Raw genomic sequence first — 14,822 nt, 5'->3', positions numbered from 1 at the left:
CTCGCCTACTCTCGGTGGAAATTCCCGGCGAGGCGGCTCTGCGAGCTCTACCCTCAGGTGGCATGGCGCATGCTGTGGGAGTGCGGTTGCCCTTCGAGAAGGTTCCGGTCGGGGTGAAAGCCTGGGTGGGCCGGGTGCTGGGCTCCTCGGTCGCCTCTGCCACCACGCAGCAGGGCGGGTTCTCCCCCGGCGTCGCCGCGCGCCTCATCACCACCTCCGGCCGGCGTGCCTTCGTCAAGGCGGTCGGCTCCTCGCTGAACCCGGACACGCCGCGCCTGTTCCGCAACGAGATCGCCGTCATGCAAGGCCTCGCTTCGTTGCCCTACGCACCACTCCTGTACGACGTGTACGACGACGGGGACTGGGTGGCTCTCCTGCTCGAGGACATCGACGGCTACCTGCCACCGCATCCGTGGCATCCCCATGACGCCGCTAGGGTGCTCGATGCCCTGGCGGAGCTGACCGAGGCTCTACAGCCGTCACCGTGGCCGGATGCGCCGGTCGCAGCTGTGCGGAGCCAGGGGTTCCTGAGCCGGTGGGACGACGTGATCGCCGACGGGACCGCAGTACCGGAGTGGGTTGCCGGGCGGGAGCAGGAGCTGGCCGAGTTGGCTCGTACCGGGTTGGCCGCGTTAGCGAAGGGCGACGGGCTCGCCCACTGGGATCTGCGAGCCGACCACCTGCTGATGACCGAGGACCGGGTCGTGTTGATCGACTGGGCTCATGCCGCCGTCGCCGCGCCCTGGGCCGACACCGTGATCCTGCACGCCGACATGCGCGGCGCGGTGGAGTTGCCGGAGCTACCGGACGACGACGGCATCACCGGCTTCCTGGCAGGCATCGCAGGCGGCCTCTGGTGGGGCAGCGACCAGCCACCCCCGCCAGGACTCCCGACCCTCCGCCCCTGGCAACGAGACCACGCCCTGGCCCACCTCGACTGGCTCCGCGAACGTCTGGGCTGATGCCGGTGACCGGCATCAGCCCAGGCGTGGCCCGCCTAGCTGTCTACTCGGAGCACGGTTGAGCCGGAGCCGTCGGCGCCGTCTGTGTAGAGGAGTTGGCCTAGGTAGCGGGTGCCTGCGGTGAGGCCGGTCCAGGTTGCAGTGACATTTGCTTGCCCTGCGGCTTGGACCGGCTGGGTTGCGGGGGTTGCGGTCAGGTTGCCGGTGGATGTTGCGAGCTCCCAGTGGTTCAGCTTGACCGCTTGCTCGTCGGCTCCGGCGAACAGGTCGACATAGACGTCGTAGGAACCACCCGCGGGCTTCGGCAGGTTCGCCTCTTCCTCTGCCGAACCACCGGTGCTGCTGGCCAGCAGAGCCGTAGTACCGGACTTGTAGACGAAGACGTCCACGTCCGTACCGGCCGGGTAGTCCGTGTCGAAGGTTGAGAAGCGCGCGTACTTCGTTCCCGCCGGCACGTTGACCGTGAACTTGGCGACGTGCTCGTTGGCGGCCGGATTCGCGGTCGGGAAGGACGTGCCACCCGGGTTCTTCAGTACGGCGTCGTTGGTGCTGGCCGCGGTCAGCCCGCTCACCGAGGTCTGCAGCGAACCGGTGTAGCCCGAGGTGATCGGGACCTGCACAGAGCCACTAGTACCGGTGCCGTTGACCTGCACCGGAGCCTTGACCGTCAGCGGCCGGATCGCCAGCGTGCTGCCCACCGTGTGCCGGCTGGACTTCCAGTTCAGCTTGCCGAACGAGTACTGCTCCAGCGGCGCACCGTTGTGCTGGAAGGTAACGCTGTACGTCGCAGTCCGGCCCGGCAGCACCACCAGGAGCTTGGGAGTGACAGTCACCTTGAAGCCGGTGAGGCCCTCCACCTGCGGGAAGTACACCTCCGGCAGCTTCCCGACGTTGCGCACGGTCCGCTTGACCGTCTGCTTGCCGGCCAGATCCCCGACCGCGATGGTCGGGTAGTTCAGGTCGCTCGGGTCGATCTTGCCCTTCGCACACAGCTCGTGCGTCGCGGCGACCTGGCCGGAACCGCAGACGAACTTGGCCCAGTCGTCGTACGACGAGTCGTAGACCAGGCCCGGGTCCATCGCCCGCTTCGCCTGGACCTCGCCCGCGCCGTACCCGAAGGGGTTGCCCGCGGAACCCGAGTCGTTCTTGATCGGGTCGCCGTCAGTGTCGAGGTTCGTGCCGGTGGTGAGCAGCGCGGACTTGATCGCCATCGGGGACCAGGTCGGGTACTTGCTCTTCAGTACTGCGGCCGCGCCGGCGATGTGCGGCGACGCCATCGAAGTACCGCTCATGAACGCGTACTGACCACCGGCGGCGCTGAACGCACTGGTCGCGGCCAGGACGTTGGTCCCCGGAGCCATGATGTCCGGCTTGAGCAGATCGCCGTTGCCGGCCAGCGAGGGACCGCGGCTGGACGTAGTGGCGACCTTGGGCGCGTTCACCCGAACCGTCTGCGCCGCACCGATCTGGGCGGTCGGACTCGTGGTGCTCTCGACGTAGGCCTTCACCTCAGGGCCAGCCACGTGGTCCAGGTGCACAGTCGGCACCGAGTGCAGGTCGGAATCCAGCGAGCTCGCAGTCGGGTTGACCAGGATGAGGCCGACACCCCCCGCGTTCTTCACCTGCAGGCTCTTGTCGACCCGGGCGCTGACGCCGCGGTCGCAGACCACGATCTTGCCCGTCACCTTGGCGGGGTCGAGCGTGCCCGGCATGCAGAGCACGAGGTTGGTCGGGTTCGCGCCGGGCAGGCCGGCGTCCTTGGCCAGCACCACCGGGGTCGACGGGGTTCCGGCGCCGATGCCCGCACCGGTGTAGGACTTGCCGTTCCCCAGCGTGACCGTGGTCTGGACCTCACGGTCATGGGTGCCATTGGCAACAGTCGTCACCCACGGGTAGTTCTTGCCGACGGTGCTGACGCCCGGGCCGGTGTTGCCGGCGCTCGTCGCCACGAAAACCCCCGCCTTGGCAGCGCGGAGGAAGGCCAGGCCGGTCGCGTTCACGAAGGTCGAACCGGAGCCGGAGATCGAGTAGTTGATCACGTCCACGCCGTCCGCGACCGCGGCGTCGATGCCCGCCACGATGTCCGCGTCCGTGCCGCTGCCGCCACCACTCGCGTCGACTGCCCAGAGCACCTTGTAGATCGCCAGCCGGGCCTGCGGCGCGATGCCCGAGCCCTTGCCGTAGTCGCGTCCGAGGACGGACATGTCGACGCCGTAGTTGCCGGCCGCAGTACTGGCCGTGTGGGTGCCGTGGCCGCCGTAGTCGCGAGGTGAGGTGTACTCCTCGGGGATCGGCCGGTTGCCGATGCCGGCGTTGAAGTACCGGGCGCCGATCACCTTGTTGTTACAGGCAACGGGCTCCTCGGTGCCGACCTGGCAGGTGCCCTTCCACTTCTTCTTGATCAACGCATCCGACGCCTTGGTCGTCTTGAGCGGCGCGAAGCTGGCCCGCTCGGGGACGTACCCGGAGTCGATCATCCCGATGATCACGCCGTCGCCGGCCTTGTCGATGCCACCCGCCTGCTGCCAGGCGCCACCCTTGCCGGACATCCCGATGTACCGCGGCGTGTCGACGGTGTCCTGGTGCTGGATCTCGCTCGGCTCCACGCTCTTCACGCCGGAGGTCTTGGCCAGCTTGGTGGCCTCGTCGTGCGACATCTGCGCCGAGAACCCGGCGTACGTGTAGTTGTAGTCGTACAGCTTCCGCGCGTCCGGGATCTGGTTCAGCACCTCGGTGCGCTCGCGGGCCAGGTGCTTGACGTACGAGACCACCTGGGTCGCAGTACTGAGCAGCTTGCTGCCGGGTGCCACTGTGGTGGCGGGCAGGCCGGCGATGTCACCGGCGTACTCCGCGACGGGCGAGTCGTCGAGCTGCACCAGGTACGCGCCGGTCTGTGACTCCTTGACCTGGGGGTCGGCCTGTCCCGGAGTGGTGTCCGCGCTCTGCTTCACCGACGGGTCGGTGGCGGTGGTCGAGGCGGTGGCGTGGTTGCCGAGGGCGATCACCAGAGCGGTGGCCGACACGGCTGCGACGGCGAGCACGGTGATGCGACGGGCGGGAGCTGGCACGGAGTTCCTCCAGGCTGGACGGAGCTGGGTGGAGCTTGGGGTTGCGAGGTGACGGCCACCCACACCACCCCCGCGGTGATCGGCGTCACGAGGGCCCGAGTATGCCGTCACCCCGCCGCGATGTCACGCTCACACCACCCCGTGTCACCAACATTCCGGGTCCGCGCGAGACCGGACCGGAGTACGGGGGTGTTCAGGCGGTTTGGTGGTGACTGGGGCTCGCTGCTAGTCTGTTTCTTCGCGCGTGTGCGTTGGTATTCACCCGTGCACGCACTGCATCAACTTTCCTGTATCGACCGCAAACTCCTGATCGAGGCTCTGCTCAGTGGCGAACATCAAGTCCCAGATCAAGCGCAACCGCCAGAACGAGGCTGCGCGACTTCGCAACAAGTCAGTGAAGTCGACCCTCAAGACGGCTGTTCGCCGCTTCCGTGAGGCTGCCGACGCCGGCGACTCCACGAAGGCGCAGGAGCAGGCCCGGGTTGCCGCGCGCCTGCTCGACAAGGCTGCCAGCAAGGGCGTCATCCACGCCAACCAGGCTGCGAACCGGAAGTCGTCCATCTTCAAGAAGGCCGCTTCCCTCTGACCACGCCTTGACGATCGGCCCCACTTAGTAGTTGAACCGGGCCGATCGTTTTTGCGTGCCCAGAAGAAGTACCTCTAGCGGCGGCCGTGGGCTCGGCTGACGGTGATGACCATCCGTTCCAGCGCGTAGCCGGCGTCACCCGAGGCGCCTTTGACGTCCGCATCGGCCTGAGCAACCGCCTTGATCGCGGCCGCCAGCCCACCGGCCGTCCACCCGCGGGCCTGCTGCTTGAGCGTCTTCAGCTTCCACGGCGGTACGCCGACCTCGCGGGCCAGGTCTGCTTCCCGCAGCCCGCTGGGCGCACTCGTGTACTTCGCCAGTCCACGCAATCCACCCGCCATCGCGCTGGTGACGAGAACCGCCGCGACCCCGCAGTCCAGAGCCCAGCGCAACTGTTCCAGCGCCGGCTCGGTCCGCCCCGCGATCGCCGCATCCGCCACCGCGAAGCTGGTCACCTCCGCCCGCCCACCGAAGTACTGGCTGATCAGTTCCTGGGTGATCGGCTTGCCGCCCGAGTCCGACACCAACTGCGAACACGCTCCCGCGAGAGCCCGCAGATCGTGCCCGACGGCGTCCACCAGAGCAGTGGCCGCTCGCTCGTCGATCCCGCCGCCGAGCAGCCGGATCTCACCGACCACGAACTGGGGCAGCTCCCACGTCTTCGGCGCGGTCGCGACCACCTCGTTGACCGAGGCCTTCCGCAGTTTGTCGAGGACGGCCTTGCCCTTCTGGCCGCCGGAATGCACCAGCACCACCAGCACGTCGTCCGAGGTCGCGCCCGCGTAGTCGATGAGATGCGGAACCATCTCGGCCGGCAGGTTCTCCAGCAGCCGCAGTACCAGCACTCGCTCGGCCGCGAACAAGGACGGGCCGGTCAGCTCCGCGAACACCCCGACGTCGAGGTCTCCGCCGTTGATCTCGGTCACCTCGACACCATCGGAGCTTGCCGCCTCCTTGGAGACAGCCGCGATCGCGGACCGGACGGCACGGTCGGCCAGGAACGTCTCCGAACCGGTGACGAGCAGCACATCGCCGAGCTTGGGCGCGGAATTCTTTCGAGCAGCCATAACGCGGCCCAGCATCCCACGCTCCACCGACAACTTCACGGCGACGGGCCTTCGGTGGTCATCGCGAGGCGTCCGCCGGTTCCTTCGGTGCCGTCGGTCCTGAGGATGGCGACCGAGCCCGCGGTGTCGGTCCTCGCGACGGCCATTCCTTGGCGGGACAGCAGTTCGAGGGTGCGCGGAGCCGGGTGACCGTAGTCGTTGTCGATGCCGACGGAGATCACCGCGAGCCGCGCGCCGGTCGCGGCGATGAACGCCTGCTCCTGGTTGCCCGAACCGTGGTGCGGAACCTTCAACACGTCCGCTCTGAGGTCGGCGCCGCTGGCAACAATCGCTCGCTGCGACTCAGGCTCGAGATCGCCCGTCAGCAGCATCCGCAGGCCGGACACCTCGACCATCATCGCGATACTCGCGTTGTTCTCCGGCGACCCCTCCTCCGTCGGGGACGCAGCAGGCGCGGTAGTCGCCGCAGACCGACGTGGCGGGGCGGAGACAGCCGGTGTAGACCCTGCGGATTGAGGGAGTGCGGGGACTTTGGCCGGCCAGAGGGTGGTCCAGGTGACTGGGCCTACGACTCGTTGCTCTCGGAAGGCGACCGTGCGGACCGGGATGTCGTGGGCAGCCGCCAGTTCCGTCACTCGGCGGTACTCGGCGGCCGGCGACGAGTACGGCGTCACCTCGATCTCGTCGACCCTCCTTCCACTCAGCACACCTGCGATCCCGCCCGCATGATCCGCATGGAAGTGACTCAGCACGAGGACCGGCACGTAGTCGATCTCCAACTCCCGCAGACACCGATCCATGGCGGCCGGTTCGGGACCCGTGTCAATGACCACCGCAGCCCCCGGCCCGACCCGCACCACCAACCCGTCGCCTTGTCCGACATCACAAGCCACCATCAGCCAGTCCACCGGCGGCCAACCGATGGGTCCGACAGGTCGCAGGACGACGAGAGCCAGCAGCAGGACGGCGAGAACCATCGCGATCGGGCGGGCCAGGATCCTATGAAGCCCCACCACGAGCACGAGACAGAGCAGAGTCAGTACTGCGACTCCGACAACTGTCGCCGGCCAGGCGTTGGCGGCGCCGGGCAGGTCCGCACCTTCCTGGGCGATGAGGATGATCCATCGAGCGGGCCACCCTGCCAGCCATCCCGCGAGGCGGGCCAGGTCCGCACTCAGCAGCGCGACCCCGGCCGCTCCGAATCCGAGGATCGTCGCCGGACCGACAGCCGGACCAGCCAGCAGGTTGGCGCCGACCGCGACCAACGAGACCTCGCCGGACAACCACGCCACAACCGGCGTACATGCGATCTGCGCAGCCAGCGGACACGAGATCGCTTCGGCCAACCGCATCGGCATCCACACCGCGAGCGCATCCCGCCACCCCGGTCCGAGCAGCACAATCCCGGCCGTCGCCAGCACGGACAGGGCGAAGCCGGCCGACCGCGCCAGCGACGTATCGAGCAACAGCAGCGCGATCACCGCGAAGGACAGGCTCCGCACCGCTCGCCGCTTCCCGCCCCCACCGGTCATGGCAGCCAGCGCGACCAGCCCCATCGCGGCGGCCCGCAGCACACTCGGCTGTGGTCGCGCGAGCACCACGAACACGACCACCATCACCAGCCCGACCACCGTCAACCCGCGCGCCCGCACCCCGAGCAGCCTGGCGAGCGGGAGGACGAAGGCGAGGAGCAGCGTCAGGTTGGTGCCCGACACGGCCGACAAGTGCGTGAGGCCGGTGACTTTGAAGTCCTCGACGAGGTCAGGCGGGAGAGCCGATTCGTCGCCCATGACGAGCGCCGGCACCAGACCGCGGACAGCCTCTGGTTCGCCGGCCACCGATTCACGAAGACCTGCTCTGACCCGCTCGGCCGCGCGCAGCCACCACGCCGGCTCGTCCAATGCCTTGGGGACGGCCCTGGCTGACAACATCGCGGCCACATCGGATCCGGCTTCCACCGCGCCGAGTCGACCACTCGCCTCGACATGCTGACCAAAGCGAACGTGCTGCCACTCCGGGGAGCCGATCACCAGGACCGGGGTTCGCACCCTGGTCGTTCTCCCCCGGCCGGTCACCTCCTCGACTGTCGCTTTCACCACGACGTAGGGCGGGCGCCGATTCCCGGTGCCGGCGCGAACCGCCGGATCGCCGTCGATCTTCAGCCGCACTTTCACCGCGGCCCCCGCCGACGCCAAGTCCGGCACCGGCCCGGACCGCAGCATTTGCACCTGCAGGGCCGCCGCCAACGCCATCCCGACAACCACAACCGCCACCCCGACGACCGTGACGATCGCACCGGCCCAGGAACGACCCCTGTTACGGAAGAACAGAATCGCGATGAGGGCGGCCACTGCTCCGGCCACCACGAGACCGACGACCGGTGCCTGGGCAGTCAGAACAACAGCAGTCAGCCAGCCGGCCGCCGCCGGCAACAGCAACCGCAGATCCCACCGTTCATCAGCCGCCTCCGGCTCAGACTCGGACATGGGGTTTCAGCGATTCGAATTTCTTGTCGCCGACGCCTGAGACCTCCTGGAGTTCGTCGATGCTGGTGAAGCGGCCGTGTTCGGTTCGGTAGTCGATGATTCGCTGGGCCAGGACCGGTCCGACTCCCGGCAGGTTCTCGAGCTGGGATAGGGACGCGGTATTCAGATCGACTGGAGCAGTCGACGACGAGCCGGGAGTCACCGGCGCTGATGGAGGCAGCCCCGGTTGGGCGCCTGGTTGACCAACGATGATCTGTTCGCCGTCGGTGACCTGGCGGGCGAGGTTCAGTCCGCCCAGGTCCACCCCGGGCAGGGCTCCACCTGCGGCGGCGACCACGTCCGCTACCCGGGAGCCGACCTTGGTCCGCACCAATCCTGGCCGACGGACCTTGCCGGCCACATGGACGACAAGCGTCGTCTGCGCCGCAGGTGATGGGGACGGCGACGGCGCCGCGACCGGTGAGCCGGAGACGATCCCGGCCGACGGGCGAGCGTCTGGAACCACCTCCGGCCGCGAGCGCAGTACGGAGCATCCGGCCCAGAGCAGACCGATGGCCAACACGAGCGCGACCACCAGAACATGGCGTGGCGAGAGCGACCACCGACTACCCCGCAAGCGCTCGGGCATGACCGCTTCAGGAATCCATCCACCGCGCACCTCTTCCTCCAGCTCCTCGGCTGCCGGCCCTTCAACTGCCGACTCCGCGGGCGTCGCGGCTCTGAGCCGGGCCAAGGCATGCTGGCGGTCGGCCTGATCCGGCGCTGGAGAACGGCGTGACAACTTCACGCCAGAGAAAGTACGAGCCTGAGCCGAGCTGCCCAGAAAACCTTCGAGCCTGTGGAGAAGTCGGCACAGGGGCGGCTGAGCGAGCCGGAGAGGTCAGCGAGGCGCGACGACTACGGCGAGCATGCCGGGGCCGACGTGGGCCCCGATGACGGCGCCTACCTCCCGGAGGACGATCTCCTCCGCCTGGGGAAGGCGCTCGGCGAGGCCGTCGGCCAAGGTGTGCGCTTTGTCGATGTTCGCCAGGTGATGCACGGCAACCTGCACCGGACCGTCACCCGCACGCTGCACCGCGATATCGGCCAGCCTCGCGATCGCCCGGCTCGACGTCCGGACCTTCTCCAGCGGCACGATCCGCCCACCGTTGATCGTGAGCAGCGGCTTGACGGCCAGCGCAGTACCGAGCAGGGCTTGGGCAGCGCCGATGCGGCCGCCACGCCTGAGGTACTCAAGCGTGTCCACATAGAAGTACGCCGACACAGCGGCCATCCGGGCACGCGCGGCCGCCTCCACCTCAGCCTGCGAGGCCCCGTCAGCCGCTGCGGCCGCCGCAGCAAGCACCGGAAACCCCAACCCCATCCCGAGCGACCGCGAGTCGACCACCCGGACGGGCACAGGTGACTCCTTCGCGCCGATCATGGCGGCCTCGAAGGTGCCGGACATGTCCCCGGACAGATGGATGGAGACGATCGACTCGGCCCCGTCCGCGGCACACCGGGCATAGGTGTCGGCGAACGACTGCGGTGCCGGCCTGCTGGTCGAGACCGGGGTGAACGTCTTCAGCGCCTCGGCGACGGCATCCGCGCTGGTCGCGCCGTCGTCGTACGAGATCCCGCCGATCACTACCTGCAGCGGGACGACGGTCAGCGGGTGCCGGAGCACCTCGTGCGTCGACAGACCCGCGGTGGAGTCGGTGACGACGTGCACGCGGGCTGACATGCAGCGAGGTTACCGGACAGTTTTCGTCGGCGCCTGGTGTCAGACTCCGAAGAATGAAGGAGACCAGCGAGGAAGTCACCGGACTGCAACAGCTGCTGGAAGCGGCGTACGGGCGCTCGACGCAGCATCTCAAGAACATCATCACCGACCAGCGACGACTGAACGCGGAGGAGCTGACCCAGGTCCTGACCGGCATGTGCACGCTCAACCTGGCCACCGTGACCGCGGGTGGCGAGCCACGGATCAGCGCGGTCGACGGCCATTTCCTGCACGCGCGCTGGGTGTTCACCACCTCGGGCTCAGCGGCCAAGGCGCGGCAGCTGAAGGCCAGGCCGGCAGCGAGCATCTCGTATGTCGACGGCGAGCGGGTCGGGATCTTCAGCCACGGACAGGTCGAGGTCCTCACGCCGGAGCATCCCGACTTCGCCGAGATCGAGGAGCACCTGGTGGCGCACTACGGGAGCTCGCCGTCGAGCTGGGCCGACGACATCGTCTATTACCGGCTCCAGCCGACGTGGATGGTCGGCTACGCCTTCGACAAGCCCGCGGTGCTCGCGGACAGCCAGAAACACCACAGCTAGAAAAGACCGCGGCGAGATGGCGGCCAACCCCTCCGGTGGCCTCCATCTCGCCGTTTGCTGACTCCCCCTGGTTGTCAGCCCAGTGACCTATTTGCTCCCCCCGGGGAGCCCCAGCGGTTGACCCACCGGCAGGTGACCAGACCTGTCGGCTTTCCCGTGTCAACCGGGCCGGCACTCGTCCCCTGTGTCGTGTGCCCGGCCACCGCTGGGACCCCGCCCCGGGTCCGGTGCCCTGACGGAACACGGCACCCGGTGTGAGGTAGGACAGATCCACACGCTGCAGCACTCCGGAGATCTCGACAGCTGTCCGGCGCCCCCACCGTTCCGCCGTCGGATGCCCTCCGCGTCGCCTGCACCGGGCTCGAAGTGTTTTCCGGCAGTCCGGCGTGCCGCGTTTCCCTGTTCACGGCCACCGCCCCCATTCCCTGCCTTTGAAGCCGAGCCCGGCTTCGGATCTCTGTCTCGTGCGACCTGCCCTACGACCTCAATACTGGTTCCGACAGGTATGTCAGGACGAGGCAGGAAACCCGGCAGCTTCCCGGCAGCTTCAGAAAAGGCGCGTCAGGTAAGAGCGGTCAGTACGTCGTCCGCCAACCGCCGGACGGACTCCGCAGGATCGGGCTCGGGCCAACCGGGGGCCACTGAGGCGCTTTCGCAGGACTCCTGGAGCACTGCCCACGCCGTGGGGAGCATGGGGGGATCCATGGTGCGCTGCCAGGCGAGCAGTTGCCCGCAGAGCCTGTCGGCCTCCTCGGACTGCCCGTCCGCGTGCAGCACCGCGACAGCCTCAGGCAGCACATCCAGCAGATAGACGACCCGTCCCTCGACCAGCAGGCGGCCCACCGCGTCCTTGATCGCGGCCCGCGCCACGGTGAGATTCCCCGATCGCCGGGCCACGCGGCTCCGATACAGCATCACGAGGTAGTCGAAGTAGCCCCGGTGACCCCGGATGTCCGCGTCAGCCTCGTCCAGCAGCGCCTGGGCCTCGTCGTACCGGCCCTCCTGGAACTCGACCATCGCCAGGCAGCCGGCCACCTTGGTCCGCTCCGGATCGTCCGAGGCCTGACTCTCCCGGGCCAGCTCCGCCCAGCGACGGGCCTCCGCCAGGTTGCCCAGCTCCAGGTCGACCCGGCTGAGCGCGAGATACGCGATCTCGTCGGGGTACACCTCCGGGTTGGCCAGCGCGGCCTCCCAAGCGAGCAGCAACTCCTTGGCCTCCGGCAGCCGTCCCCAGCGCGCCAGAGCAAGACCACAGATCGCCTGGACCGTCGCGGACCGCTGCACGTTGCCGTGCTCGCGTGCGTCGGCCACCAGCGTCGGGATCTCCGCCAGGCTGACCGTGTCCAGCAGCAGCGAGCCGGAAGAGACCCAGCCGCCCCGTGCCATCAGGCCCATCTCCGACTCGGGCGAGATCAGGGTCCGCGCCTCGCCGTAGTGCACGCGGGCCGCGCGGACGTCACCGGTCAGGTTCGACAACCTGCCGGCGATGGCATGCAGCATGCCGCTGACTTCCTTGTCCTCCACGTTGTCGGCGCACTCCGCGGCCCACCGGATGCCGCTCTGCGCAACGCTCGCCTGGTACTGCCAGGCAATCCGGAACCCGAGCACGATCTGCGCGGCGATGTCCCACTGGCCCAGCTCGGCCGCCCGCTCCAGGGCTACTTCAAAGGTGGCCGAGTTCGCATTGGCCGCGCGATACCGGCGGTCGCGGTCCGGGCTCGCCCACGCTCCCTCGAGACTGCCCACGTACGTCGAGCACCAGGCGACCGTGCGATCGCGGAACTCGATCAGGTCCTCGCCCTGCGACGACAGTCCGGCGTACGCATGCTCACGGATCGTCTCGAGCATCTTGTAGCGAGCGCCGTACAGCTGCTCGAACTCCAGCACCGGCTGCAGCAGCGACTTGTCCACCAGTTCGGCCAGCAGCATCGGCACGTCAGCTGCCTCGATCGGCAGACCCGTGCAGACGCCGACCACCGCATCCAGAGTGAACGGCGACCCCAGCATCGAAGCGCGGTAGAGCAGTTGCCGCGCCGGATCGGACAGCGCGTCCACACTCCAGGCGATCGTGTCCGCCAGCGTCCGCTGATGCGGCGCCCCGAACCGCCGCGGCCCCGACAGCAGCCGGAACCGGTCGTCCAGCGCAGCCAGGATCGTCTCCACCGACAACGACCCGGCCCGCGCGGCCGCGAGCTCCAAAGCCAGTGGCAACCCGTCCAGCCGCTGGCAGAGCCGAGCCACGAGCGCCGAGTTCTCCGGAGTCAGCTTGAAGTCAGGGCGAACCCGGGCCGCTCGCCGGCAGAACATCTCGACCGCCGGACTCGCCGCGATCTCGTCCAGGTCCCTGTCGTTCGCCGGTACGCCGAGCACCTGGACCCGGCGTACGACCTCATCCGGCAGGCCGAGGGGGATCCGCGAAGTCACCAGTACGCCGACCCCGGGGAAACTGCGGACCATCCGGTTCGCGACTGTGGCCACGCCGTCGAGAACGTGCTCGGCGTTGTCCTCCACGATCACCAAGTCACCCGGCTTCCGGCCGGACAACACGTCGTCGAGGTCCGAAGTACCGGGTGCGGTGCCGAACGCGTCGAGGATGGCAGACGGTACTGCGGCATCGCGCTGCACTGTGGTCAGATCCACGACGACCACCGTGGTATCCGCACCCGAGAAGCGGTCCGCCGCGGCCAGCGCGAGCTCTGTCTTCCCGACCCCACCCGGCCCGACCAGAGTCACCAGCCGGTTCTGCCGCAGGAGTTGCTCCAGCTCCAGCAGCTCCGACTCACGACCGACCAGGCCGTCGGGAATCGGACGGGTCCCGCGCCAGCGCAACCCGGTCGGGGCAGGATCGGCCACCGCGATGACCGGGCGGACCGACGCATGGCCGGCCGCGGCCAGGAACTTGCCCGCGTCACCATCGCGCAGGCCGAGGCCCTCGGCGAGCAGCCGGACGGAATCCTTCCGGGGACGGGCCACCCGGCCCGCCTCGAGCTCACGGATCGTCCGCACACTCAGTCCGGCGCGATCGGCCAACTCCTCCTGGGAGAGCCCTGCCTGGACCCGCAAGTCGAGCAGGAGATCGGCAAACCCAGCCCGTCCCTCAGCCCGGCCATCCGCGTCCGACAAGTCCCGTCACCCCTTCAGAGCCTCATCTGTACCCCGCACAACATAGCGTGACAGCTGCTCGGATAACGGACGCACCCGGTGACCGCACTCCGGGACGCGGACCCACCACGGATCGGACAGATCACCGGCGAATTGGTTGAAAAACGCACGAGAGCGCAAATTGCTGACGCCGCAAGAATGCCATTGCCTGCACCGGAACAGAACAGGCGAGCACCGGAACAGAACAGTTCAGGCGCTGACCCGGACCGCCTCGGGTTCATTGGCGACGGCGTACAGGGAAAGCACGCCGTCCCACTCCTGGATCCGCGCGCTGGTGACCGCGCGGCCGGAGTCGGCGTTCAGCAGGCTGCCGTCGCAGATGGTCCGGGTGGCCCGGACCAGGAACTCGGTACCGAGCCCCAGCCAGTGGTCCCGCAGGGTGTCGAGGGCTGCCATGTCTGGTATTCAAGCGGAGACGTGTTTCGCGTGCGTAACACAAGGCGCAACATCGCGATAAGTCACCAAAATGCCAAAAGCGTTGTTACCGGGTAGTCCTTTAACCCGGCAACCAGGAAAGCCGGACCTGTCGCTGCGGATTGTCCACGTTGGTGTCGACCAGACAGATCGACTGCCAGGTGCCGAGCATCATCCGCCCGTCCAGGACCGGCACCGACGCGTACGGCGGGATCAACGCGGGCACCACGTGATCCCGGCCGTGCCCGGGCGAGCCGTGCCGGTGCCGCCAGTCGAAGTCGCGCGGCAGCAACTGCTCGAGCACGGCCAGCAGGTCCGTATCGCTGCCCGCTCCCGTCTCCAGGATCGCCAGCCCGGCGGTCGCGTGCGGCACGAACAGGTGCAGCATCCCGTCGCCCTGGGCCTGATGGGCCTCAGCGGCGACGAACTGCTCACACAGGCTCGTCAGATCGAAGACAACCTCGCGCGACCCGGTCCCGACATCGATCAGCTCTGAACGCATCCGTGCAGCGTCTCAGGCCGGGACGATGTTGACCAACTTGGGCGCGCGGACGATCACCTTGCGGATGCCGCGACCGTCCAGCGCCTTCTGGACCGCCTCGGACGCCAGGGCCAGCTGCTCCAGGTCGGCCTCGGTCACGTCCGGCGAGACCTCCAGCCGCTCCTTCACCTTGCCCGCGATCTGGACCACGCAGGTGACGGTGTCCTCGACCAGCAGTGCCGGGTCGACCTTGGGCCAGCCGGCTTTGGCGACGGTCGGCTCGTGGCCCAGG

Annotated in this window: 11 protein-coding genes and 1 pseudogene; 3 read left to right on the top strand and 9 right to left on the bottom strand. The window is 68.4% G+C overall.

Translation table 11 applies throughout. The annotated features are described in order from the left end of the window. Window positions 1-62 precede the first annotated feature (62 nt). On the top strand, window positions 63-962 hold the full coding sequence (locus VFG33_RS12195; protein ID WP_325025639.1) for an aminoglycoside phosphotransferase family protein: 900 nt from the start codon (window positions 63-65) through the stop codon (window positions 960-962). A 35-nt stretch (window positions 963-997) separates the two neighbouring features. On the opposite strand, the gene VFG33_RS12190 is transcribed toward VFG33_RS12195, so the two are convergent. Continuing rightward, window positions 998-4,030 carry a S8 family peptidase gene (locus VFG33_RS12190; protein ID WP_325025638.1) on the bottom strand — a complete coding sequence of 1,011 codons (3,033 nt, stop codon included), beginning with the start codon at window positions 4,028-4,030 and terminating at the stop codon, window positions 998-1,000. Between the two features lie 325 nt (window positions 4,031-4,355). On the opposite strand from VFG33_RS12190, the gene rpsT reads away from it, so the two are divergent. Further along, window positions 4,356-4,616, top strand: coding sequence for a 30S ribosomal protein S20 (gene rpsT / locus VFG33_RS12185; protein WP_325025636.1), 261 nt, complete (start codon window positions 4,356-4,358; stop codon window positions 4,614-4,616). A 74-nt stretch (window positions 4,617-4,690) separates the two neighbouring features. On the opposite strand, the gene holA is transcribed toward rpsT, so the two are convergent. The 4 genes from holA to VFG33_RS12165 all read right to left on the bottom strand — a co-directional run bounded on the left by holA (window position 4,691) and on the right by VFG33_RS12165 (window position 9,892). Continuing rightward, complete coding sequence (holA, locus tag VFG33_RS12180) at window positions 4,691-5,683, bottom strand: DNA polymerase III subunit delta (protein WP_325025634.1); 993 nt, start codon at window positions 5,681-5,683, stop codon at window positions 4,691-4,693. A gap of 35 nt (window positions 5,684-5,718) precedes the next feature. Then, window positions 5,719-8,169 (bottom strand): ComEC/Rec2 family competence protein, encoded by a 2,451-nt coding sequence (locus tag VFG33_RS12175; protein ID WP_325025632.1) that lies wholly within the window; start codon window positions 8,167-8,169, stop codon window positions 5,719-5,721. Continuing rightward, on the bottom strand, window positions 8,156-8,956 hold the full coding sequence (locus tag VFG33_RS12170) for a ComEA family DNA-binding protein (protein WP_325025630.1): 801 nt from the start codon (window positions 8,954-8,956) through the stop codon (window positions 8,156-8,158). The genes VFG33_RS12175 and VFG33_RS12170 overlap by 14 nt, the downstream gene beginning before the upstream one ends. A 93-nt stretch (window positions 8,957-9,049) precedes the next feature. Next, window positions 9,050-9,892 carry a DegV family protein gene (locus VFG33_RS12165; protein ID WP_325025628.1) on the bottom strand — a complete coding sequence of 281 codons (843 nt, stop codon included), beginning with the start codon at window positions 9,890-9,892 and terminating at the stop codon, window positions 9,050-9,052. A 53-nt stretch (window positions 9,893-9,945) separates the two neighbouring features. On the opposite strand from VFG33_RS12165, the gene VFG33_RS12160 reads away from it, so the two are divergent. Continuing rightward, on the top strand, window positions 9,946-10,473 hold the full coding sequence (locus VFG33_RS12160) for a pyridoxamine 5'-phosphate oxidase family protein (RefSeq protein WP_325025626.1): 528 nt from the start codon (window positions 9,946-9,948) through the stop codon (window positions 10,471-10,473). A gap of 561 nt (window positions 10,474-11,034) precedes the next feature. Here the strand turns inward: VFG33_RS12160 and VFG33_RS12155 are convergent. The 4 genes and pseudogenes from VFG33_RS12155 to VFG33_RS12140 form a co-directional block, all read right to left on the bottom strand. Beyond that, window positions 11,035-13,596 (bottom strand): ATP-binding protein, encoded by a 2,562-nt coding sequence (locus VFG33_RS12155; RefSeq protein ID WP_325025624.1) that lies wholly within the window; start codon window positions 13,594-13,596, stop codon window positions 11,035-11,037. A 228-nt stretch (window positions 13,597-13,824) separates the two neighbouring features. After that, the gene (locus tag VFG33_RS12150; protein WP_325025622.1) at window positions 13,825-14,031 is read right to left on the bottom strand and encodes a hypothetical protein; all 207 of its coding nucleotides are present in this window, start codon (window positions 14,029-14,031) and stop codon (window positions 13,825-13,827) included. A gap of 100 nt (window positions 14,032-14,131) precedes the next feature. Continuing rightward, the gene (locus tag VFG33_RS12145; RefSeq protein ID WP_325025620.1) at window positions 14,132-14,551 is read right to left on the bottom strand and encodes a YjbQ family protein; all 420 of its coding nucleotides are present in this window, start codon (window positions 14,549-14,551) and stop codon (window positions 14,132-14,134) included. 12 nt (window positions 14,552-14,563) lie between these two features. After that, window positions 14,564-14,822, bottom strand: a pseudogene (locus tag VFG33_RS12140) (leucine--tRNA ligase); the annotation flags it as partial.

Origin of the sequence: Kribbella sp., assembly GCF_035687465.1 — a bacterium.
Lineage (GTDB): Bacteria > Actinomycetota > Actinomycetes > Propionibacteriales > Kribbellaceae > Kribbella.
The sequence above is the reverse complement of the archived record's forward strand: the minus strand, read 5'-3'. Positions and strand labels throughout refer to the sequence as shown.